This window comes from Alcaligenes sp. AB3 (assembly GCF_031844565.1).
Classification (GTDB): Bacteria; Pseudomonadota; Gammaproteobacteria; order Burkholderiales; family Burkholderiaceae_B; genus Alcaligenes; species Alcaligenes faecalis.
On sequence record NZ_JAUZVM010000015.1, the window covers coordinates 1 to 26,954 of the forward strand.

Annotated in this window: 31 protein-coding genes; 2 read left to right on the forward strand and 29 right to left on the reverse strand. The window is 55.6% G+C overall.

Annotation, left to right across the window (positions count from 1 at the left end; genetic code table 11):
* Window positions 1-240: 240 nt before the first annotated feature.
* The 3 genes from ccsB to Q9R35_RS18230 form a co-directional block, all read right to left on the reverse strand.
* Window positions 241-1,599, reverse strand: coding sequence for a c-type cytochrome biogenesis protein CcsB (gene ccsB, locus Q9R35_RS18220; protein WP_026484812.1), 1,359 nt, complete (start codon window positions 1,597-1,599; stop codon window positions 241-243).
* A 15-nt stretch (window positions 1,600-1,614) separates the two neighbouring features.
* Window positions 1,615-3,657 (reverse strand): cytochrome c biogenesis protein ResB, encoded by a 2,043-nt coding sequence (locus tag Q9R35_RS18225; protein ID WP_045929372.1) that lies wholly within the window; start codon window positions 3,655-3,657, stop codon window positions 1,615-1,617.
* A gap of 232 nt (window positions 3,658-3,889) precedes the next feature.
* Complete coding sequence (locus tag Q9R35_RS18230; RefSeq protein ID WP_063689745.1) at window positions 3,890-4,594, reverse strand: cytochrome c; 705 nt, start codon at window positions 4,592-4,594, stop codon at window positions 3,890-3,892.
* 157 nt (window positions 4,595-4,751) lie between these two features.
* Here Q9R35_RS18230 and yihA point away from each other — a divergent pair, with 157 nt between their 5' ends.
* Together yihA and hemB are read left to right on the forward strand one after the other, a co-directional pair.
* Entirely contained in the window at window positions 4,752-5,375 is a 624-nt protein-coding gene (yihA, locus tag Q9R35_RS18235) for a ribosome biogenesis GTP-binding protein YihA/YsxC (RefSeq protein ID WP_042489383.1), read from the forward strand.
* Window positions 5,372-6,391, forward strand: coding sequence for a porphobilinogen synthase (gene hemB, locus Q9R35_RS18240; RefSeq protein ID WP_311220229.1), 1,020 nt, complete (start codon window positions 5,372-5,374; stop codon window positions 6,389-6,391). The genes yihA and hemB overlap by 4 nt, the downstream gene beginning before the upstream one ends.
* 118 nt (window positions 6,392-6,509) lie before the next feature.
* Here hemB and dsbD read toward each other — a convergent pair whose 3' ends face one another.
* The 26 genes from dsbD to Q9R35_RS18370 all read right to left on the reverse strand — a co-directional run.
* Window positions 6,510-8,435: a protein-disulfide reductase DsbD gene (gene dsbD, locus Q9R35_RS18245; RefSeq protein WP_311220230.1), complete on the reverse strand. Its 1,926-nt coding sequence runs from the start codon at window positions 8,433-8,435 to the stop codon at window positions 6,510-6,512.
* Window positions 8,436-8,472: 37 nt separating this feature from the next.
* On the reverse strand, window positions 8,473-8,859 hold the full coding sequence (cutA, locus tag Q9R35_RS18250) for a divalent-cation tolerance protein CutA (RefSeq protein WP_009459966.1): 387 nt from the start codon (window positions 8,857-8,859) through the stop codon (window positions 8,473-8,475).
* Between the two features lie 47 nt (window positions 8,860-8,906).
* A complete protein-coding gene (locus Q9R35_RS18255) occupies window positions 8,907-9,881 on the reverse strand; it encodes an AraC family transcriptional regulator (protein ID WP_311220231.1) in 975 nt (324 codons plus the stop codon).
* Between the two features lie 122 nt (window positions 9,882-10,003).
* Window positions 10,004-10,549 carry a flavin reductase family protein gene (locus tag Q9R35_RS18260; protein WP_063689755.1) on the reverse strand — a complete coding sequence of 182 codons (546 nt, stop codon included), beginning with the start codon at window positions 10,547-10,549 and terminating at the stop codon, window positions 10,004-10,006.
* 122 nt (window positions 10,550-10,671) lie between these two features.
* On the reverse strand, window positions 10,672-11,757 hold the full coding sequence (locus Q9R35_RS18265) for an LLM class flavin-dependent oxidoreductase (protein WP_042489393.1): 1,086 nt from the start codon (window positions 11,755-11,757) through the stop codon (window positions 10,672-10,674).
* A gap of 278 nt (window positions 11,758-12,035) precedes the next feature.
* Window positions 12,036-12,422: a 50S ribosomal protein L17 gene (gene rplQ, locus Q9R35_RS18270; protein WP_003805334.1), complete on the reverse strand. Its 387-nt coding sequence runs from the start codon at window positions 12,420-12,422 to the stop codon at window positions 12,036-12,038.
* Window positions 12,423-12,625: 203 nt separating this feature from the next.
* Complete coding sequence (locus Q9R35_RS18275; RefSeq protein WP_003805337.1) at window positions 12,626-13,609, reverse strand: DNA-directed RNA polymerase subunit alpha; 984 nt, start codon at window positions 13,607-13,609, stop codon at window positions 12,626-12,628.
* Between the two features lie 153 nt (window positions 13,610-13,762).
* Window positions 13,763-14,386: a 30S ribosomal protein S4 gene (rpsD, locus tag Q9R35_RS18280; protein WP_042489396.1), complete on the reverse strand. Its 624-nt coding sequence runs from the start codon at window positions 14,384-14,386 to the stop codon at window positions 13,763-13,765.
* An 11-nt stretch (window positions 14,387-14,397) separates the two neighbouring features.
* Complete coding sequence (gene rpsK / locus Q9R35_RS18285; protein WP_003805343.1) at window positions 14,398-14,796, reverse strand: 30S ribosomal protein S11; 399 nt, start codon at window positions 14,794-14,796, stop codon at window positions 14,398-14,400.
* 14 nt (window positions 14,797-14,810) lie between these two features.
* The gene (gene rpsM / locus Q9R35_RS18290) at window positions 14,811-15,176 is read right to left on the reverse strand and encodes a 30S ribosomal protein S13 (RefSeq protein ID WP_003805346.1); all 366 of its coding nucleotides are present in this window, start codon (window positions 15,174-15,176) and stop codon (window positions 14,811-14,813) included.
* A gap of 36 nt (window positions 15,177-15,212) precedes the next feature.
* Window positions 15,213-15,326: a 50S ribosomal protein L36 gene (gene rpmJ, locus Q9R35_RS18295; RefSeq protein ID WP_003805360.1), complete on the reverse strand. Its 114-nt coding sequence runs from the start codon at window positions 15,324-15,326 to the stop codon at window positions 15,213-15,215.
* 32 nt (window positions 15,327-15,358) lie between these two features.
* Window positions 15,359-15,577: a translation initiation factor IF-1 gene (infA, locus tag Q9R35_RS18300; RefSeq protein WP_003805361.1), complete on the reverse strand. Its 219-nt coding sequence runs from the start codon at window positions 15,575-15,577 to the stop codon at window positions 15,359-15,361.
* Between the two features lie 9 nt (window positions 15,578-15,586).
* Window positions 15,587-16,912, reverse strand: a complete 1,326-nt coding sequence (secY, locus tag Q9R35_RS18305) for a preprotein translocase subunit SecY (RefSeq protein ID WP_003805363.1) — start codon at window positions 16,910-16,912, stop codon at window positions 15,587-15,589.
* Window positions 16,913-16,924: 12 nt separating this feature from the next.
* A complete protein-coding gene (gene rplO / locus Q9R35_RS18310) occupies window positions 16,925-17,365 on the reverse strand; it encodes a 50S ribosomal protein L15 (RefSeq protein WP_022983333.1) in 441 nt (146 codons plus the stop codon).
* 11 nt (window positions 17,366-17,376) lie between these two features.
* Window positions 17,377-17,562: a 50S ribosomal protein L30 gene (rpmD, locus tag Q9R35_RS18315; RefSeq protein ID WP_003805366.1), complete on the reverse strand. Its 186-nt coding sequence runs from the start codon at window positions 17,560-17,562 to the stop codon at window positions 17,377-17,379.
* Between the two features lie 3 nt (window positions 17,563-17,565).
* Complete coding sequence (gene rpsE / locus Q9R35_RS18320; protein ID WP_003805367.1) at window positions 17,566-18,087, reverse strand: 30S ribosomal protein S5; 522 nt, start codon at window positions 18,085-18,087, stop codon at window positions 17,566-17,568.
* Between the two features lie 12 nt (window positions 18,088-18,099).
* The gene (gene rplR, locus Q9R35_RS18325) at window positions 18,100-18,453 is read right to left on the reverse strand and encodes a 50S ribosomal protein L18 (protein ID WP_009459977.1); all 354 of its coding nucleotides are present in this window, start codon (window positions 18,451-18,453) and stop codon (window positions 18,100-18,102) included.
* A 21-nt stretch (window positions 18,454-18,474) separates the two neighbouring features.
* Window positions 18,475-19,008, reverse strand: a complete 534-nt coding sequence (gene rplF, locus Q9R35_RS18330) for a 50S ribosomal protein L6 (protein ID WP_042489402.1) — start codon at window positions 19,006-19,008, stop codon at window positions 18,475-18,477.
* 12 nt (window positions 19,009-19,020) lie between these two features.
* Window positions 19,021-19,416, reverse strand: coding sequence for a 30S ribosomal protein S8 (gene rpsH / locus Q9R35_RS18335; RefSeq protein WP_026484822.1), 396 nt, complete (start codon window positions 19,414-19,416; stop codon window positions 19,021-19,023).
* 11 nt (window positions 19,417-19,427) lie between these two features.
* Window positions 19,428-19,733 (reverse strand): 30S ribosomal protein S14, encoded by a 306-nt coding sequence (rpsN, locus tag Q9R35_RS18340; protein ID WP_042489405.1) that lies wholly within the window; start codon window positions 19,731-19,733, stop codon window positions 19,428-19,430.
* Window positions 19,734-19,743: 10 nt separating this feature from the next.
* On the reverse strand, window positions 19,744-20,283 hold the full coding sequence (gene rplE / locus Q9R35_RS18345; protein WP_042489408.1) for a 50S ribosomal protein L5: 540 nt from the start codon (window positions 20,281-20,283) through the stop codon (window positions 19,744-19,746).
* 12 nt (window positions 20,284-20,295) lie between these two features.
* Window positions 20,296-20,616 carry a 50S ribosomal protein L24 gene (gene rplX / locus Q9R35_RS18350; protein ID WP_003805373.1) on the reverse strand — a complete coding sequence of 107 codons (321 nt, stop codon included), beginning with the start codon at window positions 20,614-20,616 and terminating at the stop codon, window positions 20,296-20,298.
* Between the two features lie 13 nt (window positions 20,617-20,629).
* A complete protein-coding gene (gene rplN, locus Q9R35_RS18355; RefSeq protein WP_003805375.1) occupies window positions 20,630-20,998 on the reverse strand; it encodes a 50S ribosomal protein L14 in 369 nt (122 codons plus the stop codon).
* A gap of 278 nt (window positions 20,999-21,276) precedes the next feature.
* Complete coding sequence (locus tag Q9R35_RS18360) at window positions 21,277-23,217, reverse strand: LapD/MoxY N-terminal periplasmic domain-containing protein (protein ID WP_311220232.1); 1,941 nt, start codon at window positions 23,215-23,217, stop codon at window positions 21,277-21,279.
* Between the two features lie 99 nt (window positions 23,218-23,316).
* Window positions 23,317-23,949, reverse strand: coding sequence for a transglutaminase-like cysteine peptidase (locus Q9R35_RS18365; protein WP_086069784.1), 633 nt, complete (start codon window positions 23,947-23,949; stop codon window positions 23,317-23,319).
* Between the two features lie 424 nt (window positions 23,950-24,373).
* A partial coding sequence (locus Q9R35_RS18370; protein ID WP_311220233.1) for an Ig-like domain-containing protein occupies window positions 24,374-26,954 on the reverse strand: 2,581 nt, incomplete at its 5' end.

Genomic DNA, 26,954 nt, shown 5'->3' on the forward strand with positions numbered 1-26,954 from the left:
ACCTCGACAAGGGGACCGGTGCGCAGCACCGGCAAGCGCTCAAGCCCCGCCACCCCCGCCCAGCACACCAGCGGCGCCTCCCAGCGCTTATCTCCCCTACAAAGACCTCCCCACCAAACACCCCAAACAAGCGACCACAAAAAAACCCGAGTCCGGCATCCAGCCAAACTCGGGTTTCCCAATTCAAAAACCACCATTCCGAAGCCCAAACACAAGCATCTCAGAACAGCAAAAAAAAACTTACAGCTCCCCGTAGGAATGCAGCCCCGACAAGAACATATTCACGCCCAGGAACGCAAAGCTGGTAATCAGCAGACCACCCAGCGCCCAATACGCCGCCATCGTGCCACGCAGACCTTTAAGCAAACGCAAGTGCAACCAGGCCGCATAGTTCAGCCACACAATCAAAGCCCAAGTCTCTTTCGGGTCCCACTGCCAGTACGTACCCCAGGCATCAGCGGCCCACAAAGCCCCCAACACCGTCGCCACCGTAAAGAAGGCAAAACCTACCGCAATCGCCCGGTACATGATGTCATCAAGCACCTCCAGCGAAGGCAGCTTGCGCGAAATCGGACCACGGAAATACAAAATCGTACCCACGATCACACTACCGATACCGAAATACAACATCCAGGTAGGCGACAACTCGCGAGAACCAAAAATCATGGGCTCGGCACACAGAATCGCACCCAGCAAGAACACCGGAATCAGCTTGGCACGCGAACGCGTCTCGCCATTTTCCTTCACCAGATACGCAAAGCCCACCATGGCGGCCAAAGAGAACGTACCGTAACCAATAAAGTTGGCCGGCACGTGCAGCTTCATCCACCAGCTTTTCAGCGCAGGCACCAAAGGCTGAATCTGATGCGCATCACGTGTGAAGGAATACCACAGCAGAAAAATAACCAGCGAACTGATCGCCAACAGCACAAAACCACCCAAGGCACGCGTGTTGTAACGACGCTCGTAATACATATAGAACAAGGCGGTAATCAGCGCCAGCAGCACAAACACTTCATACAAATTGCTGACCGGGATATGCCCAATATCGGGACCTAACAAGTGACCTTCACGCCAGCGCACCAGCAAACCGGTCATCCCGGCATAAATCGCCGCCCAGGTCAGCCCCGAACCCATCCAGGCTGCCGTATTGCTGAAAAAACCAGCCCAGTACATCACCGTAGCCAGAATGAACAGCGCGCACATCCACAAAATAGCGGACTGGGACGAGAACAAATACTTCAGCAGAAAAACAGAATCGGCCTTTTCAATATCTCCGGTGCCCAGACCATCGCCCGTGCTATACAGCCAGACCGCCAGCAAAGCCGTCAGACCAGACAACACCAGCAGCGTGCGCAGCGGACGCCACAACCACCCCAGCCAGGCCACAAACGGCACGAACGCCACCAGAATGATCTTCTCGTAGTAATCCATGCTGGTGCTGTACACATTGAGCGCATACGCCGCACCCAAAGCCAGCACCACCAGAAACAGCACATCCGACCAGTCCGGACGGCCACGGATACCGCGCCGGTCACCACTGGAAGCGATATTGTCTTGCCACATTGTTGGAGTGGCCGAAGAAAGGGTCTGCGCCATAGTAGCTACACCTTGTCAGACAGATAGCCGGTTGAACGCCGCTTTCAGGCGATCAAACTCGAGGTTAAAGTCCATGTTGCGACGTTGAGATGTCATGGCAGCCATTACACTGCTGCCTTGGTTGTGAGGGCGAATCCAGACCCACACGCGGCGATCCCGGATGTAGAACATCGAGAACACGCCAATAATCAGAAACAGACAACCCAGGTACACAATGTACATGCCTGGGCTGCGCGCCACCTGAAATACGCTGGCCTGAACTTGCTCAAAGCTGTCCAAGGTCAACATAACAGGTGCCGGATAGTCAGGCAGGTTGGCAAACGCCAGTACAGCAGACTGAATCCAGCGATTGGCATCGCTATTTTCCTGACTGTAATCCAGCTCTGGCAAACCTTGTTGCTGCCTGAGCAAATCACGCAATTCCGACAGTGTGAACTGAATCATGGGAATTGCAAAACCCAGAATACGCTCGCGCTCGGCCTCGGGGACACGGCTGATCAAACCATCAAAACCGGCACGTACAAACGTCTGCAAAGCAGTCCTGGAAGCGGAGAGCATCAACTCTTTTTGCTCGGGCGAAGAAGAATTACGTTCGGCAAAACGCTCGGCCGCCTGGCTCACCAGGGCCTCGTTCTGCGTCGCCGCACGCAAATCCATGAATTCTTTCAAGGAACCCTTGTCGTCAGCCGGGAAACGCACATAGCGGAACGGTTCGGCAGGCGAGAAACGCATCCCCGCCAGGAACACCAAGGTGCCGTCCAGCTCCACAGGCAGCATATAGTTCACAAACTCGCGGGACTGACCCTGGTCGTCGATCAAGCGATAGTTCACGCTGGGGCCGACGTTCTTCAGGTTCTGATCTTTCTTGTTAGCAGCGCTACCAGTCACAGCGGCCACGTGTTCAATCATGGCCTTGGGCTGAGGATCACCTTCGGTCAGGTTTTCCACGTTGATGGGGCGCAGCTCGGTCAGCTGAACCGTCAACGCATGCTCGTTGGGGCTTTCCTGGGCCGCAATGCCCACGGTTTCGCCCACTTTGCCATTTAGCGCAAAGGTCTTAGAGCCAGGGCCTACCAAGGGGTAACCCTTCAGGCTGAGAATACTGCCACCATCATCAAAGCCGGACTGGTAGACGGTGACGCCCTTGTAACGCAAGGGTTCGTTAACCTCGATAGTGCGCTCGAAAGTATCGCCCGTGACGGGATCGGTGACTTCCACTTCACTCTTGAAGCTGCTGGGCATGCCGGTGGAGTAGTACTCCACCAGGAAGCGCTTGAGTTCCAGCGCAAACGGCAAAGGTTGAATCAGAACGCCCTCACCGGAGTTGACCACGGCAGTGGCAGTACGGGCGCCCTCAGGCACCAGCATATTGGCGCGGAAACTGGGATTGCCCAAGCCCAACCTGCCTGATTCGGGCACCTGGGAAATCAGCATGTTTTCAGTAATGGGCTGTTTGCCGCCCAGCCACACCTGCAGGCGCACGGGCAATTCGCTGTCGAGCAGACCGCCCACACAGATCACCACAATCGCCAGGTGAGCAAAGATGTAACCCAGCTTGTTGGCGCTGCCCTTTTTGGCCGCCATCATCATGCTGCCATCGTCGTCCTTGCGCACGCGCACCGCGTAACCCTGGGACTGCAACCAGCCTTGCACCTGCTCGCGATTATGTTCGGGAGCCCCGGCACTTTCCAGTTCCACACGATGGGGGAAGGCTTTCAGACTGCCTCCGCGCACATGCTCCTTGAAGGTGCGCATTTCGCGGATCATTTTGGGGGCATTGCGGATGACGCACAGGGTGGTTGAAACCACCAGAAACGTCATGATGACCATGAACCAGCCACTGTTGTAGATGGACCAGATCGAGAAATGATCGAACAATTCAAACCAGTACGGACCGAATTGATCAATATACGTATTAGCGGGCTGATTTTGCGCCAGAACAGTACCGATCAGGCTGGCTACGCAGATGAACATCAGCAAGCTGATGGCAAAGCGCATCGAACCGAGCAATTCCAGGAAATCGGCCGCAAAGCGACGTATGGGGGATACTTTTTTCACAAAGGCTAGCTTAGGAGGTGGGGGGTTTCACCGGAAACATCCAGACTTTGAGCACAGAACGCGCCCAAAGTTCGATTACTGGACAAAACACCAACACAAGACCCGGCCCAAATCGGCACTGCCCGGTGTTAAGGCACCCAAACCGCCACGACCATCAGAGGAAGCTGGGGCCACAAGCGAATGTCAGGCTTCAGACAGCCAGGGGGCCGATGGCCCCCTTGGACTGATTGGATTAACGCAGGCCGGCTGCGAAATCCGACACGGCAGCAATGTCGGCGTCCGACATGCGGTCTGCGATGTCATGCATCATGGGGCCATTGGCACGGTCGCCGCTGCGGAACAGTTTGAGCTGCTCGGCAATGTAGGCAGGATGCTGGCCGGCCAGACGAGGGAACTGACCGGGCATGCCAGCGCCATCAGGCGAGTGGCAAGCGGCACAGGCGGCTACACCGCGCTCGGGCAAACCACCGCGCCAGATCTTCTGGCCACGTTCCATGGTGTCTTCTTTGGTAGCGTTAGCAGCCTGTTCCCAGTTCACGGCCTGTTGAGACAGGTAAAACGCCACGTTTTGCATATCTTCTTCGGTCATGCCGGCCGCAATGGCGGTCATCAGGCTGTTGGCGCCTTCAGGGCCACGACGGGAAGGCAAGGATTTTTCGTCCTTGGCACGGAAGTCGTGCAGCTGCTTGACCAGGTACTCGTACGGCTGGTGAGCCAGCGACGGGTTGACCGGAATAATACTGTTGCCGCCATCCCCGTGACAGGTCACACAGGCCAGCACGCCACGCGACATCTCACCTTGCAGGTAGAGCTGCTCGCCTTTGGCGGCATCTGGCTTGGGCAGACCAGCTGCATTGGCCACGTTAGCGGTAAAAACCACAGAGCAAGCCATCGTCAGGCTGCTTGCGATAACGACTCGGGAAAGCGCACGCTTCATTTGGACCTCGATAATCGCGAATCAATCGGGGTGCCGCATGCGCCCCGCAAAAGCCACCGTAAGCCGCTGGTCAGTACCCAGTGGACTACGACATTACTGTTTCAAATCGAGAGATTATACAATAGGCGCTGAACCAATATGGAATTACGCTGCAACCATGTCGATACTGCACCGCGCTCACTTCACGATTTCAGCTGCTCAGATCGATCAGCTGCCTCCTCCCGGCCCTCCAGAGGTCTGTTTTGTGGGGCGCTCCAATGCGGGCAAATCCTCCGCCATCAATGTGTTGGCCAACCAACGGAAACTGGCTTTTTCCAGTAAAACGCCGGGACGAACACGCCTGATCAATATGTTCGGCATCCCCGATCCGCTCTCGCCGGGCGACTTTCTGGGCCACCTGGTGGACTTGCCCGGCTATGGCTACGCCGCCGTGGCGCGCCACGAAAAGCAGGACTGGGCCGAGATTCTGGGCGACTACCTGGCCACCCGTCCCTCGATTGCCGGCATTGTGTTGCTGATCGACATCCGACGCGGCGTGACCGACCTGGACATGCGCCTGGCCGACTGGATTGCGCCTACCGGCAAGCCTGTCCTGGCGCTTTTGACCAAGGCCGACAAACTGCCTTATGGTCAACGTATCAAGGCGGTGGCCGAAGTACGCCGCCAGCTCCGGGAAATTGGCGCCCTGCATGCGCTGCCCTTCTCCTCCACTGATCGTATCGGCTTGCCCGAAGCGACCGAATGCATCGAAAACTGGATTTCTCCGAAGGTTGTTCCATGACTCGTTTTATTCCTCCTGCCGACTTTCCCAACACTCGCCTGCGCCGTAACCGCCGCGACGAGTTTTCCCGCCGTCTGGTGCGCGAAAACCGCCTGTCCACCGACGACCTGATCTACCCGGTCTTTGTGCGTGAAGGCGAGAAAGTTCAGGAGCAAGTCGGCTCCATGCCAGGCGTCATGCGCTATTCGCCTGACGAACTGATGCGCGTGGCCGAACAGTGTCTGGAGCTGGGCATCCCCGTGCTGTCCCTGTTCCCTTCCATCGACCCGTCCCTGAAAACGCCGGATGGCAGCGAAGCCGCCAACCCGAACGGCCTGATTCCCCGCGTGGTGGGGATGCTCAAGCAGCAGTTCCCCGAGCTGGGCGTGCTGACTGACGTGGCCCTGGACCCCTACACCAGCCACGGCCAGGACGGCATCCTGGACGAAGCCGGCCACATTCTGAACGAAGAGACCGTGGCCATGCTGATCCGTCAGGCTCAGACACAAGCTCAGTCTGGGGTGGACATTGTGGCCCCCAGCGATATGATGGACGGCCGCATCGGCTCCATCCGCACCGCTTTGGACAAGGATCAGTTCATCCACACGCGCATCATGGCTTACTCGGCCAAGTACGCCAGTGCCTTCTACGGCCCCTTCCGCGACGCGGTAGGCTCGGCTGCCAATCTGGGGCGTTCCAACAAGAACACCTACCAGATGGACCCCGCCAACCGTAACGAGGCCCTGCGCGAAGTGGCGGCCGATATCCGCGAAGGCGCCGATATGGTCATGGTCAAACCTGGCCTGCCTTACCTGGACATCCTGCGCGACGTGAAAGACGCCTTTGGCATGCCGACCTACGCCTACCAAGTCAGTGGCGAGTACGCGATGATCAAGGCTGCTGCCCAGAACGGCTGGCTGGATCACGACAAGGTCATGATGGAATCCCTGCTGGCATTCAAACGTGCGGGTGGCGACGGCATTCTGACCTATTTCGCCATCGAAGCCGCCAAACTGATGCGCGAACAGAACTGCTGATTCACATCAATCAGAACGCAAAAAACGCAGCCCGTGAGCTGCGTTTTTTGTTGTGTGTACGCGACGATCTATCGTCTGTTAGACCCTGATAAGCCCGATTTCGGGCAAATCAGAGTCTTCAGGCACCGGCCAGGACCTCATCGAGCACCTTGGAAAAGCGGCTGGCGTCCTGAAAACCGATCACGCGCAGTTGCTCCAGCTGCTGCCCCTTGGAATCAAAAAACATGATGCCGGGGGGCCCAAACAGACGGAAATGTTTCAGCAATTCCCTATCTTCAGGGGTATTGGCCGTCACATCCACCTGCAGCAAATCAAACTGTGCCATGCGCTGCGCGACCGCTGGGTCACTAAAGGTGAAATTCTCCATTTCAATGCAGGACACGCACCAGTCTGCGTAGAAATCCAACATCACGGGGCGGGTAGCCTTGGCCAGGCGTTCTTCCAGCTCCTGCAAACTGCTCACACGCTGAAACTCCACCTTGCTTTGCGCAGCGGCTACCGTACCGGACGACTTCAGCCCTTCCAGAGGGCGAATCACACTGGGGCGACCCAGGGCAATGCTGATCAGCATCATGATGGCCCAGACCGCCAGCATCATGCCCACACCCTGTCGCAAGCCCGACCAAGGCGTACGTGCAGCCGTGCCGCGCCCGAACGCGCCCAGCAAGGCAGCAGCCCACAAAGCCAGGACAACCCAGCCAAAGACGGCAATCGTACCGGACATCAGGGGCGAGACCATCCACCAGGCGGTAGCCAACAACAAGACACCAAAGGCGGTCTTGACGCTTTCCATCCAGGCACCGGCCTTGGGCAAGACACTGCCCGAACCCGCACCCACAATCAGCAGCAAGACGCCCGAGCCCCAGGCCAAAGCAAACAGGGCCGAGCCACCCAGGACTACATCACCCGTCTGCGAGATAAACAGCAGCACACCAGCCAAAGGCGCTGCCACGCAAGGGCCAACTATCAGCGCGGACAGCATACCCATCAGGAACACGCCACCCAGTTGCCCGCCCGGCAAGCGGTTCATGGTTTCATTCAAACGATTTTGTAGCGCCGCCGGAGCCTGTACCGTAAAGACATCCAGCATGGACAAGGCCAGCACCACCAGGATCAGGGCGAACAGACCCAATACCCACGGGTTCTGCAACCAGCTTGCCAAGCCGGCACCCAGCAAACCCGCCGCCACACCCAGCAAGGTGTAAACCAGAGACAAGCCCAGCACAAAGGCAAAAGCCATTTTCAGACCATGCCAACGCGATGGCGCGGGCTGATTACGTCCAGCAATGATGGACAGCAAAATCGGCACCATCGGCAGGACGCAAGGCGTAAAGGACAGCAGCAAGCCGAACACAAAGCTCAGCAGCACAATCTGGCCCCAGCCAGCCTGCTTGAGGTAATCGGCCAGGCCCACATCACTCAGGCTCAGCGCCGACGCGACACCACCTGTAGTGGCAGCTGTAGTCGTAGCAGCCGTTGCCGCCATGTCTGTTTTCTGAGCCGTGGACTCACCCGGCGCAGGCACCGACACCACACCAAAGGGACCCGCCACTTCCCAGCCCTGTCCGGTGGGAATCAAGGTCAAGGTTTGCGTAGAGGGGGAATAGCACAGGCCAGCATCCGCACACCCCTGGCTGACCACATCAATTTTCAGATCCTGGCCCGTACCGCTGTCGGCCAGCACGGGCACTCGCAGAGTGACCGAGTTGCGGTAGACCTCCATCACTTCGTCAAAGGTAGGGTCGTACACCTTCTCGCCATCGGGAAGCTGGGGAGTACCCAAATGCTCAGCCTTCTCGGTCGAGATCCCGAAACGCTTGCGATACATATAGTATTCAGGCGCGATCTGGAAATGAATATCCAGCTGATCGGCTTGGCTCATGGCCGCAGTCAGTACAAAAGCCTGCTCCGGGTCCAGAAACTCTTCTTCTGCCTGTGCCGTCAACGGCGTTGCCAGCCAAGCCAGCATCAAGACAAAGAAAACAGCAAACCACGCGCCAAGACGCTGGGCGGAAAACGGGGAACGCTTCAAAGACAAAGGCACAAATCTATTCCGGTTTTTTAGGCTGGGCTATCTGAAATCACGCAGGACGCGTCTGGGTGCGGACCCAATCCAGATAAGCGGTGAAACCACCAACAACCGGAAGCACAATCAATTCGGGCAGCTCGTAAGGATGCTGCTCCCGCAAGCGATCTGCCAGTTCCGGTAGCCGGGCCACTGTGGTTTTGAAAGTCAGCGTGATTTCCTCATCGCCCTGTAACTCCCCTTGCCACATGTACATAGACAAACTGGCGGGCGCAAGGTTCGCACAAGCTGCAATTCCGTCCTCAACCAGATGATGAGCCAGGTATTTGGCCAGCATCATATCGGGCACCGTGGTCTGCACCAGCACCAGTTGCTGTGCATCCAGATCGGGCAAGGTCAAAGCCAGTTTGGGTTTGGAACTGGAGGAATTCTCAGAGGACATGCAGGGCTCCTAATCAGAGCCCTTAGTGTAGCGCTGGATGCCTGCGCTTAGATGCTGGATCGGGGCCGACTCAGGCCGCTTAATGTTTCAGACGGGCGCTCGCCATAGCGATGGCGATAGTCAGCAGAGAACTGCCCCAGGTGGGTAAAGCCACAGGCCAGGGCCACCTCGGTGACTGACATGCCACCTGCCTGCAAATATCGGCGGGCTGCTTCCAGGCGCATTTGCTTCAGACGCGCCATCGGTGCGACACCCAGATGTTCTCGGAACCCGGCATACAGGCTGCGCACGCTGACACCCGCCACCTGGGCAATATCGCCAATGGTGATGGGCTGGCCGGTCTGGCTTTCCATGAAATCCAGGGCCCTTCGCAAAACATGCGGCAAAACTGCTGCGGTCTTGTGAGTGGGCTGATTGTGCTGATGCAGCTCGAACAAGGCATAGATCAATGTCTGCTCGAACTGGCGCACCTGGCGCGGCTGATCAAACAAGGTGCCATCCGACACTTCGGCAAACTGCCAGTCCAGCAAGCGGCGCAAACTAGCCCCACCGGGCGCATCCAGAGGAATGGAAGGCTGAAACTCCAGCGGACCGCGCACGGGCTGCGCAAAATAATCCTGGTAATGGCGCTCCAGCCCTTGGCGTCCAATACGCACAAACAGCTTATCGGCCTCCAGGCTATGTTCCATGCTGAAGGCTTGAGTCGGGCTAATGATGGACGCCAGGCGCGAAGTAGACGCAAAACGTCCATGCGCCGTATGAATCTGCTCTTGCCCCGACAGGGGGATTTGCAAAAGATAGAAGTCGTCCAGTGGCTGAGGCGCAATCTGCACCTGCGCGCCATAGCGCAAACGACCATAGGCCACATCCTGGCCTTGGCGTAGATACAGGCGTGCATTCAGGCTCTGACGAGTATCCGCCAAAGTCAGACTATGCGGGCAGAAAACCTGGGAGATATAGTGCTGAACGCAGTCCACATCCTGCGAATGCAGCTGGGCATAGCGATTCAGTATGGTGGTCATGAGCGTCGCAACAGGCGATAAAAAAGCTGTGCCTTAGTGTGGCACAGCCTCTCGCACTGCAACATCGAGACTATCCCTAGGCTCAGTTCAGGCATCCAGCCAGGGAGAACAAGCCCGCCGATTTACTGGCCCTGAAAGCGGCCAAAACGTCCCTGCCAGTACAGCAAGGGCGAATCCTGTTCCTGCTCGGCATGGTGCACCTGCAACACACGGCCCAATACCAAGGCGTGGCTATGGCGTTCAATTACTTCCACAATCTGGCAGGCCAAAGCGGCGGGAGCCTGTCGAGCCAGCCAGATGCCGTGCTCGGTACGCAGCCAATCGTGCCCGGCATAACGCGCATCGCCTTGCTCGCCTTTGAAACCGGCAAACTGCAAAGCCATGCCTGCCTGCTCGACACCCAGGATATTCACGCCAAACAGACCACTGTCTCGCATCAAAGGCCAGGACGAGGAGCTTTGATTCACGCAGACCAGCACCTCTGCCGGATCTGCGGCTACCGAGGTCACCGAAGTCGCAGTCAGGCCGCTGCGCTGGCCCTGGTGTTCGACCGTAATCACATTGGCCGTGCCACCCAGATGGCGCATAGCAAGTTTGAACTGCTCGGCAGAAACTCCAGGCGCGTGCAGCGCTTGGTCTGTCGGCAAGGAAGCCAATTCCACAGGCATGATTCACCTTTTCTAATCTTATGGGCAGCACAGTCATCAGGACGGTGCTGCCTGCGTGGCTTATGTGAACTGGCTATCCCCCTGAGCAAACCAGAGCCTGCCCGATAGCCAGCAGATCGCTCTTAGCGAATGCCACGCTGCTGCAACAAAGGCAGCACAGTATCACGGAAATAAGGGAATTCCTTTACATAGTCCACAAAGGACAAGGTTGTTCCCCGGAAACCGGCTTCGTGCAGAGCACACAAACCGTCGGCCACTTGCTCGGGTGTACCCACCAGCGGGAAACCGCCGTGGCCAGCCGCCATGCGCTCGCGAATCTGCTCCAGCAGCTCGTGCGGGAAGGAATGAGCGTGGGCAAACTGCAAATTCATCAGATTATCCACGGCACCATTATCAATATTGCCCATGATGCGTTCCCACTCGGCCTTGGCCTCGGCTTCCGTAGGACGGCAAACCACGTGCGAGAAGGTCATCACATCAACCTTGCGGCCTTGCGCTTGGCCTTGTGCCTTGAGCTCAGCCACTTCTTTCCGGGAGCGCTCCAGCTCCATGGCGGGCGTGAACAGGAAGTTGGCATTGCGGCTGGCAAACTCACGGCCTTGACCAGAACCGGCGGCATTAAAGATAGGCGGATCAAATTCAGGACGGGGATTGCCGTATACACCCTTGGCCTGGAAGTACTTGCCATCCCAATCAAAACGGCCATCGTGGTGCCAGATCTTCTTGATCAGGTCGAACCATTCTTGCGCATAGCCGTAGCGGGTTTCATGATCATCAGGCAGCTTCACACCCAAGGCGTCATACTCAGGTTTGTTCCAGCCTGCCACGATATTCAAACCGACCCGGTTGCCGCTCATCTGGGCCATGGTGGCGATTTGCTTGGCAATCACCACGGGGTGGTTAGCAACCGTGTGCACAGTGGCAAACACGCTGATATTGCGAGTATTGGCCAGCAAAGCAGTCGCCCAGGTGACGGTTTCCAGTACGTAGCCGTGGAAATCGGTTTCGCCACCGTAACCAATCCAACGGGCGATAGGCAGCATGAAGTCGATGCCAGCATCGTCCAGCAGCTTGCCCAGCTTCAGATTGTTTTCCCACGTAGCTTGCCAGCGATCCGGCAAGGTCGATACCGTCATGCCACCACCGCAGTTAGTGGCAAAGGTTCCCAGCAGAAACTTATCGTGTGTGAGCAATGTATTCTGTGCCATCGCCAGTCTCCTGAAAATCGTCGTTCTTTACAGCTCACCACCATGGCGAAGCTGACATAGCGCAGATTTTAGGGAGCAGCCCCAAGGCCCACTATCGGATCACTGCCGGTTTTATCAATTGCCTGCAATTATTTGAACTTTAAAGTTATGCAGCCGGCAAACCCTGGTAAAAACCCTTGCATAACAGTGCCTTGCCATGACTTTGGCAAGTATCTGGCCAATAAAAAAACGGACTCCTGAGAGTCCGTTTTCAATACTACTGTAGAAACAAGCGGCGCTTATTCAGCAGCGGCTTCTTCCTGAACTTCTGGACGATCCACCAGCTCCATGAATGCCATAGGAGCGTTGTCACCCTGACGGAAACCCATTTTCAGGATGCGGGTGTAGCCGCCGTTACGCTCTTGGTAACGTGGGCCAAAAACTTCAAACAGCTTGGTCACTGCATCGCGGTCGCGCAGACGGGCGAAAGCCAGACGACGGTTTGCCAAGGTTGGGTTTTTAGCCAAAGTGATCAGGGGCTCAACCACGCGGCGCAGCTCTTTAGCTTTAGGCAGGGTGGTTTTGATGGCTTCGTGAGTCAGCAGGGACACGGACATGTTGCGGAACATGGCCAAACGGTGGCTGCTGGTACGATTCAGTTTACGTAGACCGTGACGGTGACGCATGATGATTTTCCTAAATAATGAATCTAATTGGCACGCCGCTTATGCGACATGCGTAAATCCGGTTCTTCTATCAGCTAAGCTGCGGACCAGATGGACAGCGCAAAACAATAGCACATTTTCAGCCGCCACTCACACTTTTTGCGGGTGTACAACACCAGAAAAAGTGTAAGTGGCGTCCAAGAAACGTCTGTCTTGCTTACTACTTATGGACGCTCAAGACCCAGTGGTGGCCAGTTTTCGAGCTTCATGCCCAAAGTCAGACCACGTGCAGCCAACACTTCCTTGATTTCGTTCAAGGACTTGCGGCCCAGGTTTGGAGTCTTCAACAGTTCGTTTTCGGTACGCTGGATCAGATCGCCGATGTAGTAGATATTTTCGGCTTTCAGGCAGTTTGCGGAACGAACAGTCAGTTCCAGATCGTCGACAGGACGCAGCAACACAGGATCGATCTGTGGAGCGCCACGTACTGGGGCTTCGTAGGCATCGCCCACACCTTCCAGAGCAGCAAACACGGAGATTTGATCCATCAGGATGCGAGCGGACTGACGAACGGCTTCCTCGGGCGAGATCACGCCGTTGGTTTCGATGTCCAGAACCAGCTTGTCCAGGTCAGTACGCTGTTCCACACGGGCGTTTTCGACCGCGTAGCTAACACGACGCACTGGGCTGTAAGACGCGTCCAGTACGATACGACCGATCGTGTGGGTGCGGTCATCAGCCAGGGCACGAACGTTACCAGGCACGTAGCCACGGCCTTGCTCAACCTTGATCTGCATTTCCAGCTTGCCGTCGTCGGTCAAGGTGGCAATCACATGATTGGGGTTGATGATTTCAACGTCGTGCGGCAATTCGATGTCGCTAGCCAGAACCTGGCCGGCGCCTTCTTTGCGCAGGATCAGGGTGACTTCTTCACGGCTGTGCAGCTTGAAGACCACGCCCTTCAGGTTCATCAAGATATCAACCACGTCCTCGCCCACGCCTGGCAGCGTGGAGTACTCGTGCACCACACCGGTAATTTGCACTTCAGTCGGTGCATAGCCGGTCATGGAGGACAGCAAGATACGACGCAGTGCGTTGCCCAGAGTGTGGCCGTAGCCGCGCTCGAAAGGCTCCATGATCACCTTGGCGTGATTTTTGCTGATCGGTTCAACTTCGATGGAACGGGGTTTCAAAAAACCTTGAGACATTCGATTTCCTTTTCAATACCCTCGGCTCGTTACACCGATAAGGCTGACGGAAACTGGCAAAGCCAGCGGGATAGTATCGCAAAGCCCACTTGCCGAAAATCGGGAAGTGGGCCTGCGATTACTGCATTGCGTAAGAGGTCTTCGCGTACAAAATTAACGCGAGTACAACTCAACAACCAGCGATTCGTTGATGTCTTGAGCGACATCAGCGCGATCGGGAGCTTGCTTGAACACGCCGGACAGCTTGGCAGCGTCAACTTCCACCCACTGAGGCAAGCCAATGCCAGTAGCCAGATCCAGGGATTCCTTGATACGGCCTTGGGATTTAGCTTTTTCGCGGACGGCAACAACGTCACCAGCCTTGATCAGCATGGAAGCGATGTCAGCGGTGTGACCGTTGACTTCGATAGCACGGTGGTTAACCAGCTGGCGAGCTTCAGCACGTGTAGAGCCGAAACCCATGCGGTACACCACGTTGTCCAGACGCGATTCCAGCAATTGAATCAGCGTTTCACCGGTGTTGCCACGGCGGCGGTCAGCTTCAACGTAGTATTTGCGGAATTGCTTTTCCAGCACGCCGTACATACGCTTGAGCTTTTGCTTTTCGCGCAGCTGCAGACCGAAGTCAGACGTACGAGCACCGGAGGTGCGGCCGTGCTGACCAGGACGCGATTCCAGTTTGCACTTGGAATCCAGCGAGCGACGGGCGCTCTTCAAAAACAGATCGGTACCCTCGCGACGCGAGAGCTTGCATTTTGGTCCAATATAACGAGCCACTTCGCTTCCCCTTAGATGCGACGACGCTTGGGCGGACGGCAGCCGTTATGCGGAACCGGTGTGATGTCTGCAATGCTGGTGATCTTGATACCCAGAGCATTCAGAGCACGCACAGACGATTCACGGCCTGGGCCGGGGCCCTTGATGCGAACTTCAAGATTTTTAATACCGTATTCCATGGCAGTACGGCCGGCTGTTTCAGCGGCAACCTGCGCGGCAAACGGCGTGGATTTACGAGAGCCTTTAAAGCCCGCGCCACCCGACGTAGCCCAGGACAATGCGTTGCCCTGACGGTCAGTAATGGTGATGATCGTGTTGTTAAAAGAAGCGTGGACGTGAGCAATCCCGTCCGACACGCTTTTTTTGACTTTCTTGCGTGCGCGTGAAGCGCTGCTAGAAGCTTTGGCCATCTTCTATTCCTCGATTATTTCTTCAGGGACGCGGCGGCGCGACGCGGACCTTTACGGGTGCGAGCGTTAGTGCGTGTACGTTGGCCGCGCACTGGCAGACCGCGACGATGACGCATGCCACGGTAAGTTCCCAAGTCAGCCAAACGCTTGATCGAGAGCTGAACTTCACGACGCAGGTCACCTTCTACGGTGAACAGGCCGATCTGTTCGCGAATGCGCTCGAGTTCCGCGTCGGTCAGATCTTTGACCTTCTTGGAGTATTCAATACCCGATGCTTCGCAAATCTTGCGAGCGCGGGTGCGACCGATGCCGAAAATCGCGGTAAGACCGATTTCGGCGTGTTGATGCGGCGGGATGTTAATGCCGGCAATACGGGCCATGGTTATTCCTTGTTAAATCGGTTGCGTTTCGGCAACTTAGCCTTGACGCTGCTTATGACGTGGATCGGTGCAGATGACACGCACCACGCCATGACGTTTAATGATTTTGCAGTTGCGGCAGATCCGCTTTACTGATGCCATTACCTTCATGGTTTGACTCCTAGTTTCCTGTAACCGGCCGCTTATTTGGAGCGGAACACAATTCGTGCTCGGGATAGATCATAGGGCGTGAGCTCCACAGTGACCTTATCGCCCGGCAGAATCCGGATATAGTGCATACGCATTTTGCCTGAAATGTATCCGAGCACTACGTGACCATTTTCCAGCTTGACGCGAAAAGTTGCGTTGGGAAGGTTCTCAAGAACCTGTCCCTGCATTTGAATGACGTCGTCCTTTGCCATTTTCGTGAATTACCGCATCGGCAAGCTCGAGCCTTTGAAGTTAGCCTTCTTGAGCAGCGAGTCGTATTGTTGTGACATGACATAGGCCTGGGCCTGCGCCATGAAGTCCATGGTTACTACAACAATAATCAGCAAGGATGTGCCGCCAAAATAGAACGGTACATTCCAGCGCATTTGCAAGAACTCTGGCACCAGACACACCAAGGTAATGTAGATTGCACCGGCCAAAGTCAAACGCATCAAGATCTTGTCGATATAACGCGCTGTCTGATCACCGGGACGAATACCTGGTACGAAAGCTCCACTCTTTTTCAGGTTGTCTGCAGTTTCGCGGCTGTTGAACACCAGGGCCGTGTAGAAAAAGCAGAACAAAATGATCAGCGCGGAGAACAAAGTAATGTAAAGCGGCTGACGCGGCGACAAAGCAGCCTCGATTTCACGCAACCAACCCAGACCGGGTGTGCTGGAGAACCAATTAGCAATTGTCGCTGGCAACAGAATGATGGACGAAGCGAAGATCGGAGGGATCACGCCAGCCATGTTCAGTTTCAGCGGCAAATGCGAGCTTTGACCACCATAGATACGGTTACCTACTTGCCGTTTGGCGTAGTTGACCGTGATACGACGCTGACCACGCTCGACAAAGACGACGAAGTACGTGACGGCGGCTACTAAAACGAGGATAAACAGTGCCGATAGAATCGACATGGAATCCGTACGCACCAGATCAAGCATGCCGCCCAAAGCATTGGGCAAACCCGCTACGATACCGGCGAAGATCAGGATGGAAATACCATTACCCAATCCACGTTCAGTGATTTGTTCACCCAGCCACATGACGAACATGGTGCCAGTGACCAGTGTTACCACTGTCGTGAAGCGAAACAGCATCCCTGGGTCGATAACCAGACCGGGCTGCGATTCTAGAGCGATGGAAATCCCAACTCCCTGGAACAAAGCCAAAAAGACCGTTCCGTAACGGGTGTATTGCGTGATCTTGCGACGACCCGACTCACCCTCTTTCTTGATTGCTTCCAGCGTGGGCACCACAGCGGTCATCAATTGCATGATGATGGACGCAGAGATGTAGGGCATGATTCCCAGTGCGAACACTGAGAATCGCTCTAAAGCACCACCGGAGAACATGTTAAACAAACCCAGAATACCACTCTGGTTTTGAGTAAACAGTTCGGACAAGGCATCAGGATTGATGCCTGGTACCGGAATGTGCGTACCCAAGCGGTAGACAATCAGGGCGAGCAACAGGAAAACGAGACGACGTTTCAAATCGCCGTAGCGCGGACCCGACTTACTCTGTGCCTGAGCTTTTGCCACCGTGACCCCTTTTTATTCCAGCGAGCCGCCGGCTGCTTCGATCGCGGCGCGAGCGCCGGCCGTTGCATTAATGCCTTTCAGCGCAACTTTACGGGAAAGTTCACCGGACTTGATGACTTTAGCGTAACGCACCATTTGGCCAACCACGCCAGCCTGCTTCAGTGCCTGGACGTCGATAACTTCGGCATCCATTTTTTGCAGTTCGGACAGACGTACTTCTGCGTACAGGTGGTCGTCCAGGGTGGTGAAACCACGCTTGGGCAAACGACGTTGCAAAGGCATTTGACCGCCTTCGAAACCGACTTTATGAAAACCACCCGAGCGGGATTTTTGGCCTTTATGACCACGTCCGCCGGTTTTGCCCAAGCCGGAACCGACACCGCGACCAACACGACGTGCTGCGTGTTTGGCGCCAGCGGCGGGCTTGAGATTGTTTAATTGCAATTCAGACATCCCGATTCCTTTCAGGCTTCCGAGACCGTAACCAGATAATCCACCTTGCGGATCATCCCACGAACCTCAGGAGTATCAACCAATACACGGCTGGTGTTGACTCGGCGCAGACCCAGGCCGCGAACGGTGTCGCGATGGCTTTGCTTTGTGCCGATGACCGAACGCACCAACGTAACTTTGATTTGTTTCTGTGCCATGACTTACCCCAGAATTTCTTCAACTGTCTTGCCGCGCTTGGCAGCAATGTCAGCAGGTGTCGAGCAAGCACGCAAACCGTTCAATGTAGCGCGAACCATGTTGTATGGGTTGCTGGAACCCAGGCTCTTGGCTACGACGTTGCGAACGCCCATCACTTCGAAGATAGCGCGCATTGGGCCACCGGCGATAACGCCAGTACCTTCAGCTGCGGGAGAGATCAGAACGGTAGCTGCACCGTGCTTACCAACTACGGTGTGATGCAAGGTGCCGTTCTTCAGAGGCACTTTGATCAGACCACGACGGGCCTGTTCCATTGCCTTCTGAACAGCAACGGGTACTTCGCGGGCTTTGCCCTTACCCATGCCGATGCGACCATCGCCATCACCGACTACGGCCAGCGAAGCAAAGCTCATGGTGCGACCACCTTTAACGACTTTGCTGACGCGGTTGACCGCAATCATCTTTTCTTTCAGGCCGTCATCGCGCTCTTGCTCTGGAGCCTGTCTGCCTTGTGCTTTAGCCATTTGATAATTCCTTTAGAATTTCAAGCCGGCTTCACGCGCGGCCTCGGCCAGCGCTTTCACGCGGCCATGGTAACGGAAGCCCGAGCGGTCAAAAGCAACCGTCTCGATGCCCGCAGCCTTCGCCTTTTCGGCGACGCGCTTGCCAACCAGGCTGGCTGCCGCTACGTTGCTGCCAACGGCCAATTCTTTGCGAACTTCGGTCTCGACAGTGGAAGCACTGACCAGAACGCGGTCGCCTTCGGGCGAGATGATGCTCGCGTAAATATGCGTATTCGTGCGATGCACCGACAGGCGGTGTACGCGCAGTTCGGCGATCTTGCGGCGAGTAGCCACTGCACGACGCATACGGGATTGTTTCTTGTCCATGATTCGTCCTTGCCTGCGGGCTTATTTCTTCTTGGTTTCCTTGAGGATGACGCGTTCGCCGACGTAACGTACACCCTTGCCTTTGTAAGGCTCTGGTGGACGATAGCCACGAATTTCAGCGGCAACCTGACCAACCACCTGCTTGTTCGAGCCCTTGATCACGACTTCCGTCGGAGTTGGGCACTCGGCTTTGATGCCTTCAGGCAGGTCGTGCACGATGTCGTGCGAGAAACCCAGTTGCAACTTCAAGGCATTACCCTGGACGGAGGCACGGAAACCCACGCCAACCAGACTCAGCTTGCGTTCGAAACCGGCGCTCACGCCAACAACCATGTTGTTGACCAGTTGACGCACGGTGCCGGACATTGCGTTTGCGTGACGAGTTTCGTTCGCAGGCACAAAAGACAGCTGACCGTCTTGAAGTTCAATGGTGACGTCGCCAGTCAGAGGTTGAACCAAAGTGCCCAGAGGGCCTTTGACCGTGATCTGATCAGCGGCAATGTTCGTTTCTACGCCTTTAGGCAGGGAAACGGGATACTTAGCGATACGTGACATATGATGTTCTCCTTATGCCACGTAGCACAGCACTTCGCCACCGACGCCAGCTGCACGTGCTTTGCGATCGGTCATCACGCCGCGAGACGTCGACACGATTGCAACACCCAAGCCGTTCATGACTTGAGGGATGTTTGTGCTGCCTTTGTAGATGCGCAGTCCAGGACGCGAAACGCGGTCGATGCGCTCGATGACTGGCTGGCCGGCATAGTATTTCAGGGTGACTTCCAGCTCTGGCTTGGCTTTTTCGCCAACGATGCGGAAATCTTCGATGTAGCCTTCGTCTTTCAGCACAGCAGCAATAGCTGCTTTCAGCTTCGAGGAGGGCATGCTGACCGATGTCTTGTTGACCATTTGCGCGTTACGCACGCGGGTCAACATATCGGCGATTGGATCGCTCATGCTCATGTGTATTTCTCCTACCAGCTGGCCTTGGTCATACCGGGGATCTCGCCGCGCATTGCCATTTCGCGCACTTTATGGCGAGTCAAACCGAATTTCTTGAAAACACCACGAGGGCGACCGGTGATAACGCAACGGTTGCGTTGACGGGTCGGGTTCGCGTTGCGTGGCAATTGTTGCAACTGCAAACGAGCTTCGTAGCGCTCTTCGTCAGACTTGGACTGGTCGTCAATAGTCGCTTTCAGTGCTGCACGCTTGGCGGCGAATTTCTCAGCCAGCTTGGCGCGCTTGATGTCGCGATTGATGAGGGAAAGTTTAGCCACGTTGCGCCCCTTAGTTGCGGAACGGGAAGCTGAACGCGCTAAGCAGCGCCTTGGCCTCTTCGTCCGTCTTGGCAGAAGTAGTGATGCTGATGTTCAGACCACGCACTGCGTCGATTTTGTCGTACTCGATTTCGGGGAAAATGATTTGCTCTTTAACCCCCATGTTGTAGTTGCCACGGCCGTCAAACGCACGACCCGACACACCACGGAAGTCACGAACGCGTGGCAGAGCCACAGCGACCAGACGATCCAGGAATTCGTACATGCGTTGACCGCGCAGGGTCACCATACAACCGATCGGGTAATCTTCGCGAATCTTAAAACCGGCAATAGCTTTGCGGGTTTTCGTGATAACGGGCTTTTGACCAGCAATTTTGGTCATGTCCGATACCGCGTTCTCGATAATCTTCTTGTCAGCAACCGCTTCCGAGACACCCATGTTCAGAGTGATCTTGGTGATGCGGGGTACTTCCATAATGCTCTTGTACTCGAACTGCTTTTGCAGGTCGGCAACCACTTTTTCGCGGTAGAACTCTTGTAAACGTGTCATGTTATCCGCCCCTTAAGCCTTGGCGCCAACGGCTTTGCCGCTGGAACGATAAACACGCGTCTTCTGACCGTCGATCACCTGGATACCAACGCGGTCGCCCTTGCCGGTTTCTGGGTTGAACAGTGCAACGTTCGAGATGTGGATAGGCATGGTCTTGTCGACGATACCACCCTGCGTGCCAGCCATAGGATTGGCTTTAACGTGTTTTTTGACTACGTTGATGCCTTCCACGATAACGTGGTCTGCATCGACGCGTTGCAGTACTGTGCCACGGCGTTTTTTATCACGGCCGGTCAGCACAATAACTTCGTCGCCTTTACGAATTTTTTGCATTTTTTCGCGCTCCTTACAGCACTTCGGGAGCCAAGGACACGATCTTCATGAACTTCTCGGTACGCAGTTCACGCGTAACGGGTCCGAAGATACGGGTGCCGATGGGTTCCAGCTTGGCATTGAGCAATACGGCGGCATTGCCACCGAAACGAATCAGCGAACCGTCTTTACGGCGCACGCCCTTAGCGGTACGAACCACTACAGCGTTGTAGATTTCGCCTTTTTTGACGCGTCCGCGCGGGGCCGCTTCTTTAACGGTAACTTTGATGATGTCACCAATTGCGGCATAACGGCGCTTCGAGCCGCCCAGCACCTTGATGCACATTACGGAACGCGCACCTGTGTTGTCGGCCACGTCCAGCGTGGTCTGCATTTGAATCATGATTTTTCCTGTTCCAACTTAATTGCAACGATCCAGCCAAAATGACTGGGTCACACAACCAGTTTTGGTCCCGTCAGATTCGGATCCAGCCAGTTCGATACCGTAAACCCGATCTCGATCTGGTCCGGCAAGCCGAACCCTAGGTTGAAATCTTGCGAGAGACAAAACGTTGTATTACCAACTTCAATCCGGATAGGCGACTAAGCCTCTCCGGTCAAAATAAAGAGGTAAGCCACATATACTAGCAAATAAGCCCCAGAAAAACAAGGATTTATTTGCTAAGGCCTTGGCACGACGGCGTTTTCGCGCAACAACTCGTCCAGCTGGGCACTATTGCCGGTTCGCGTTACCCGGCGCAAACCAATCCCCAATTCCTGCAGGCTTTGCAGGAAGGCCGTCAGCAAATGCCGGCCTCCTACTTCAGCCTGCAGCGTCTGGGCACGCTCATCGTCCAGGACAATATATTTGAGCGCCATCATGTGCAGCCACAGGATCGACTCGGGCTGTTCCAGAACACGACGCAAACCAAACTGCACACCCAAGGGGCGCAATTTATCCACAAAAGCCACCGTTTCCACGTCGTGTTCGCTCAGGCAATAGGCATCCAGTTCAATAATCAGACGCTGGGCCCTGTCACCGGCCTTGGCCAGAACCTGGGCTACCTGGTCCGCAAACCCCGGCTTGATCACCGAAGCCCACGACACACGAACACTTAGATAATCATCGTTATTGGCCAGCCAGTCGCTGGCCAGCTCCATTGTGCGCAAGTCGCACTGTCCCGACAGGCCCAGGCGCACCGCTACAGGAATGAACAGATACGCGGGCAAACTGGCCTGCTCGGGCTGCTCGGGTAACAAACTCAAGGTAGCGTCATGGATCTGACCTGTCTGACCCCAGACTTCGACGCCCGGCTTCACATTCAGTTCAATTCGGCCCTGCGCCAAACCCCGCTCGATACGTGAATGCCATTCCTGCTCGCCAATAGAAGAGCTGGCCTCAGCATGCGCCCCTTCAGACGGACGGTACTCCACCTCTTGATGCCCTGCCCCTTCGGCACGCATCAGGGCATTGTCCAGGCGTGTCATCACAGCGCTGAGGGAATCATGGCCTTCGTAGTTAGTCATGGCCATGGACCAGCGGCACAGACTGCCATCCTTGAGTGGCTGACGCAGCTCTTGCAAGGCCTTGCGCAGCTCCTGGGCAAACCCCATTACCTGGGGACCCGTCTGGCCCTTGAGCAACACAATAAAGTCAGAGCCATTCAAACGAGCCAGATTACCTGCATCCATGCCATTTTTCTGCAATATCTCGGTACAGCGCTGAGTAACCAGCTTCAACCAGGCATCCACGGCATCGCGTGACAAGGAGGTATTCAATGGCAGCAAGTCTCGCTGACGGAACAGCAGCACGTGGCCGCCCTCGTTTTGCTGCAGTACCTGACGGAACAGGTTCACGAAATACTTGCGATTGGCCAGCCCGGTCACCGGATCGCAGTTCAGCTCCAGCTGCAACTGCTCGATTCGGGCATTTTGCTCCTGACTGCTGACACGGATGCGCTTTTGCACCGTGCTCAAAGTATGTGTCACGGCTTCCAGCTCAGGAATCGTGCGTACTTTCCTGCGACTGGGCACAGATTCGTGTTGATCCATCTGTTGCAGCTCGAACTGTACATGCTCGCGCAGGGCCCGGCGCAACCAGGCCATGACCATCAAGACAAACACGCCCCAGGCAATCCCGGCGCCCAGCACCAGCAAGGTGACACGCACAAAACTTTTCCACAAACTGGCGCGGGCGTACTCATCGGCGGGTTTGACTTCGATTGTGCCAATCTGGTTCCAGCCATTGCTGACATGGGCCGAAGCCACAGGTACATCAATAGGCAAAGAGTTGGCGAACCACGAAGGCGAAGATCCACTGAGCTGCGATTCTTGCTGAGTACTACGCTCCACCAAGACCGTATCGGAGGTGTCAACAAAGCGGATGCGCTCAAACTGCCCGGTATCGTACAAGGCCGCGATCAGCAACTCCTGCGTCACCGGGTCCTGGTTACTGGGCTGGGACAAGGTCAAGGCCAGCGAAGTCGCAGCCGACTCACCCTGAGCCTGCAACTGACTGCTCAAGTACTGCCTTGCCGAATCAACGCTGAACCACAGCGTGCCAATCAAGATGGCAAGAATCGCGCACGAGACACTTAGCAGGAGCTGTTTAAGTAAAGACATAGCGCTTCCGTATATTCCATAAATTCTGGTCTGGCCCACCCCACAAGGGTGTCCTGGGATGTAGTTTGATCAGCACCGAGCCCAAGGGCTGGCGCATCATCAAGGAACAAACCCTTCCTTACGCATTTTTTCCAGCAAGCCACGCCAGCGGCTGATACTGTCTACCGAACCTTTCTGGGCGTTACCGACATACACCCCTTGGGAGTTGAAGCTGAACACAGGAGTCAAATCAGGGCGCTGGCTGGCGGGGCGAATCGAGCCGCTTAAATTATCCAGCAATAAAGGCTCGGACTGCGGCGTGGGGTAGTAGCCCAGCACCATGTGCGCAATACTCTGGCCACCTACCTGGGCTCGTACGTAAATCAAACGGAGCTTTTCATTGGGTACGCCCAAGTGCAACAAGGAAAAATACTTGCCGATGACAAAGTCCTCGCAGTCAGCTGCCGCTTTGCCCAACGTCTCGATAGGCGTGGCCCAGTAATCCAGCTGACCCCAAATATGAATGTCCTCGCCAGCCATCACATTCATATTCCAGAAATCGTTGACAGCATCCAGCTGGCGACGCTCACTTAAACCTCGGGCAGACTCCAGATTGGCCATCCACCGATCCACAGCAGTACCGGCACGGGCGCCAAAGCGGGAGACGGCGGTCTGGCGAATCTTGCTGACCTCGAACTGCAAGGCAGGCGCCGACAAGGGCAGCCACACCAAAACCAGCAGTGTGACCAGCACAAACAGCGCAATCCTAGAACGAAGAAAAAGGCGTAGCCAGGCAAGAGACAAGAGCACGTCAATCCCAAATAAGCAAACCCTTATAACGGCGTTATAGCTTGCCTATTTAATGAACGCTTGGCAATCGACAACGCGCCTAGTCCCTCTCTATATGGAGCAGGCGGTTAAACGGCCTCGAACCACTCCTGCGAAAAGAAACAACTGGTCTGCAAAACCGCAGGGTCAACGCTTAACCGCTCAGTCTGAGCCAACAATCCTGCTACATGCATCCTCTTTCCTGTGACACATCACGATCATAGTCACAAATGCCAAGCGCCCACTATTGGCGCTGACGACAAGCTGCAGACATAAAAAAACCCCACAAACCAAAAAGGCTTGTGGGGTTTGGGCACTACCCGCAGATAGTGCCTATCCGGTGAACAGCTTAGAAATCAGAAGACTTCAAAGTACCGTCTTTCAGCGAGTTGGCGATCTGAGCTGCCTTCTCCGCGTCAAAGTCGATGTTGTCCAGAATGATCTTCTGATCGATCTGGCCGTTACCTTGAGAGCTGATACCGATTTCCATCTTGCCACTATCCGAACGGCTTACTGTCAGGTACTGGCTCAGGTCACCGTTGTTGAGGTCATGGCCCGACAGCAGATCAGTAATATCCAAGGTGTCGGTACCCGCGTCACCAAAGTCCATCACGTAATCCACAGCAGGTTTGATGGTGGTGCCTTCATCACCCTTGTTCCATACAAAGGTGTCATCACCCTCACCACCGAACATGATGTCGTCGCCGGCACCACCGATCAGGGTATCGTTTCCGCCCTGACCGTACAGGATGTCGTTACCGTTGCCACCATCAAGGGTGTCATCGCCACCACGCTTGTCGCCATCAACATTGAAGTCGGCGTGGTTTTCCTTGATGTACTCGTACAGATCATTACCTGTTGCTGGAGTACCGCCGTTCTTCATCTGCAAGAACACTTCCAGCGCCTTCAGACCGGAGCCGTCAGGCAGGTTGTCTGGACGACCACCCACTTCATGCCATGGCAAGACCGAACCGTCGGTGTTGATCGTGTCACCAAAGATGATGTCGTTGCCGTCACCACCAATGATGTGATCATTACCAACAGGGGCGGGATCGTTCGTTATCGAACCGCCCTTCAAGGCTGCATCCAGGTCTTCCTTGGTGTTGACGATGTCGACCTTGTTAACCTCTGTCCAATCTTGAGGATTGCCAGAGGACAACAGCGTTACGTCATCAATGTAGACCTTGTAGTTACTGCTGCTGGAACGATCGTCCACCAGGAACTCGAAGCGGTATTGGCCTTCGCCCACGGGCTTGGTCGTGATGGTGCCGGAGCTACCTGGACGACCACCTTCCTGCACAACTTCCCAGTTACCTGTTTTCTCGTTGTACTTCTGCAGTTGCCACTTGAACACGTCCTGGCTATTGCGACCGCTTTCAGCATAGGTAAAGCTAAGCTTGCCATAGCTGCCAGCGGCCACTGCCATACCGGGGCCACGAACTGTCGTGGATGTATCGTTCCTATTGCTATAGGTATCCGTGATTTCCAGACGCGATCCGTACCACCAGTCGTTGTTGACGCCGACAGTGCCACCACCGTTGGCCTTCATCCAACCGTCATGACGGCCGTTTTCAAAGTCAGTCACGTCCTTGGTACCACGCACAACATCAATTACTTCAGTGCCGGTGTTGTCGTACTTGCGCAGAACATCCACGCTGACGTCATTACCAATACCCACTGCGTAAACCTTGCTGCCCGAAGAGGTAACCAGGCTGTCGTAGGCTGCCTTACCACGTGAATCAGCCGTAGCGTCGTAACCGCTACCCGCACCTTGGCCAGTACCGTACTGAGTTGGATTACCGTCAGTCAGGAAGTACGTAACGTTTTCATAAGCGTTGCCGTACTTGTCGACTGCAGGTGCGTCGCCAGTCTTGAACCATGCTTCAGCCGCTTTAAAGGCAGCCTCATAGTTGGTACCGCCCACCTGGGAGTTCCAGCTGGAGTTATAGCCATTCAAGGTATCAATCGAATTGAGCAGATTGATCAAATCGGCATGAGTCAGGTCCTTGAAGACCATAGGCGTATCGGCCCGTGTACCAAAGCCAATAATGCTCAAGTTCACCGTGCCACCTTCGTGGTTGGCCAAGCTTTCGGCCAAGGTCGTCAGCGCGGCCTTCAGCAACTGCATACGGTTCATATTGTCCGTACCAGAAGCCTCTTTCATGCTGTTGGAGCGGTCAACCAGGATGGCAATGTTGTAGCTCTGGCCGTGGACGATGTTTTCTTGCACACCACCGCGGTCACCAATAATGACGTCGTCGCCTACGCCACCATTTGGATTGCCACCACCGTTACCATCAATAATCAGCTGATCCACATCCAGCGTGTATGGACCGGAATCGTTGGCAGAAGCGCTGTTGCCAGCCGAATCTGTCGTCGTTACCTTGGCATCAACCGTATCGTTCTTCAACAGATCCTGTACAGGTACGGGGATCTTGAAGGTCAGATCATTACCAACGGTACCGGTGTATTCCTTGCCACCGATAGTCAGAGTCACGGTATCGCCAGGCTGTACATCCTTGCCAACCGTACCGGTCACGTCAACCGTGCCCTCGCCGTCACCAGCTTCGTTGTGATCCAGCACACCGTCACCGGCGATCGGATCCAGAGTGATCTCGGCTTCAGGCAGCGTGGTCTGCACACCATAGTCGCGGTCAGCTTCAGCGCTAGCGGTATTGCCGGCAGCGTCTTCCGTTTCCACCTTGGCGTGAACGTTGCTATCCAGAGCCAGTTCGGTACCAGGAACGTCCACGTTCCAGGTCTTGCCGTCAGCATTAACGGTGGTGGTGTAGTCCTTGCCGTTCACGGTCACAGTGACGGTGTCGCCAGCCTTGACGTCCTTACCAACCGTACCCGTAATGGTCACGTCGGACTCGGACTCAGCCTTGTTGATCACGTCGTCACCGGCAATGGTGTCGATCGTGATGGCG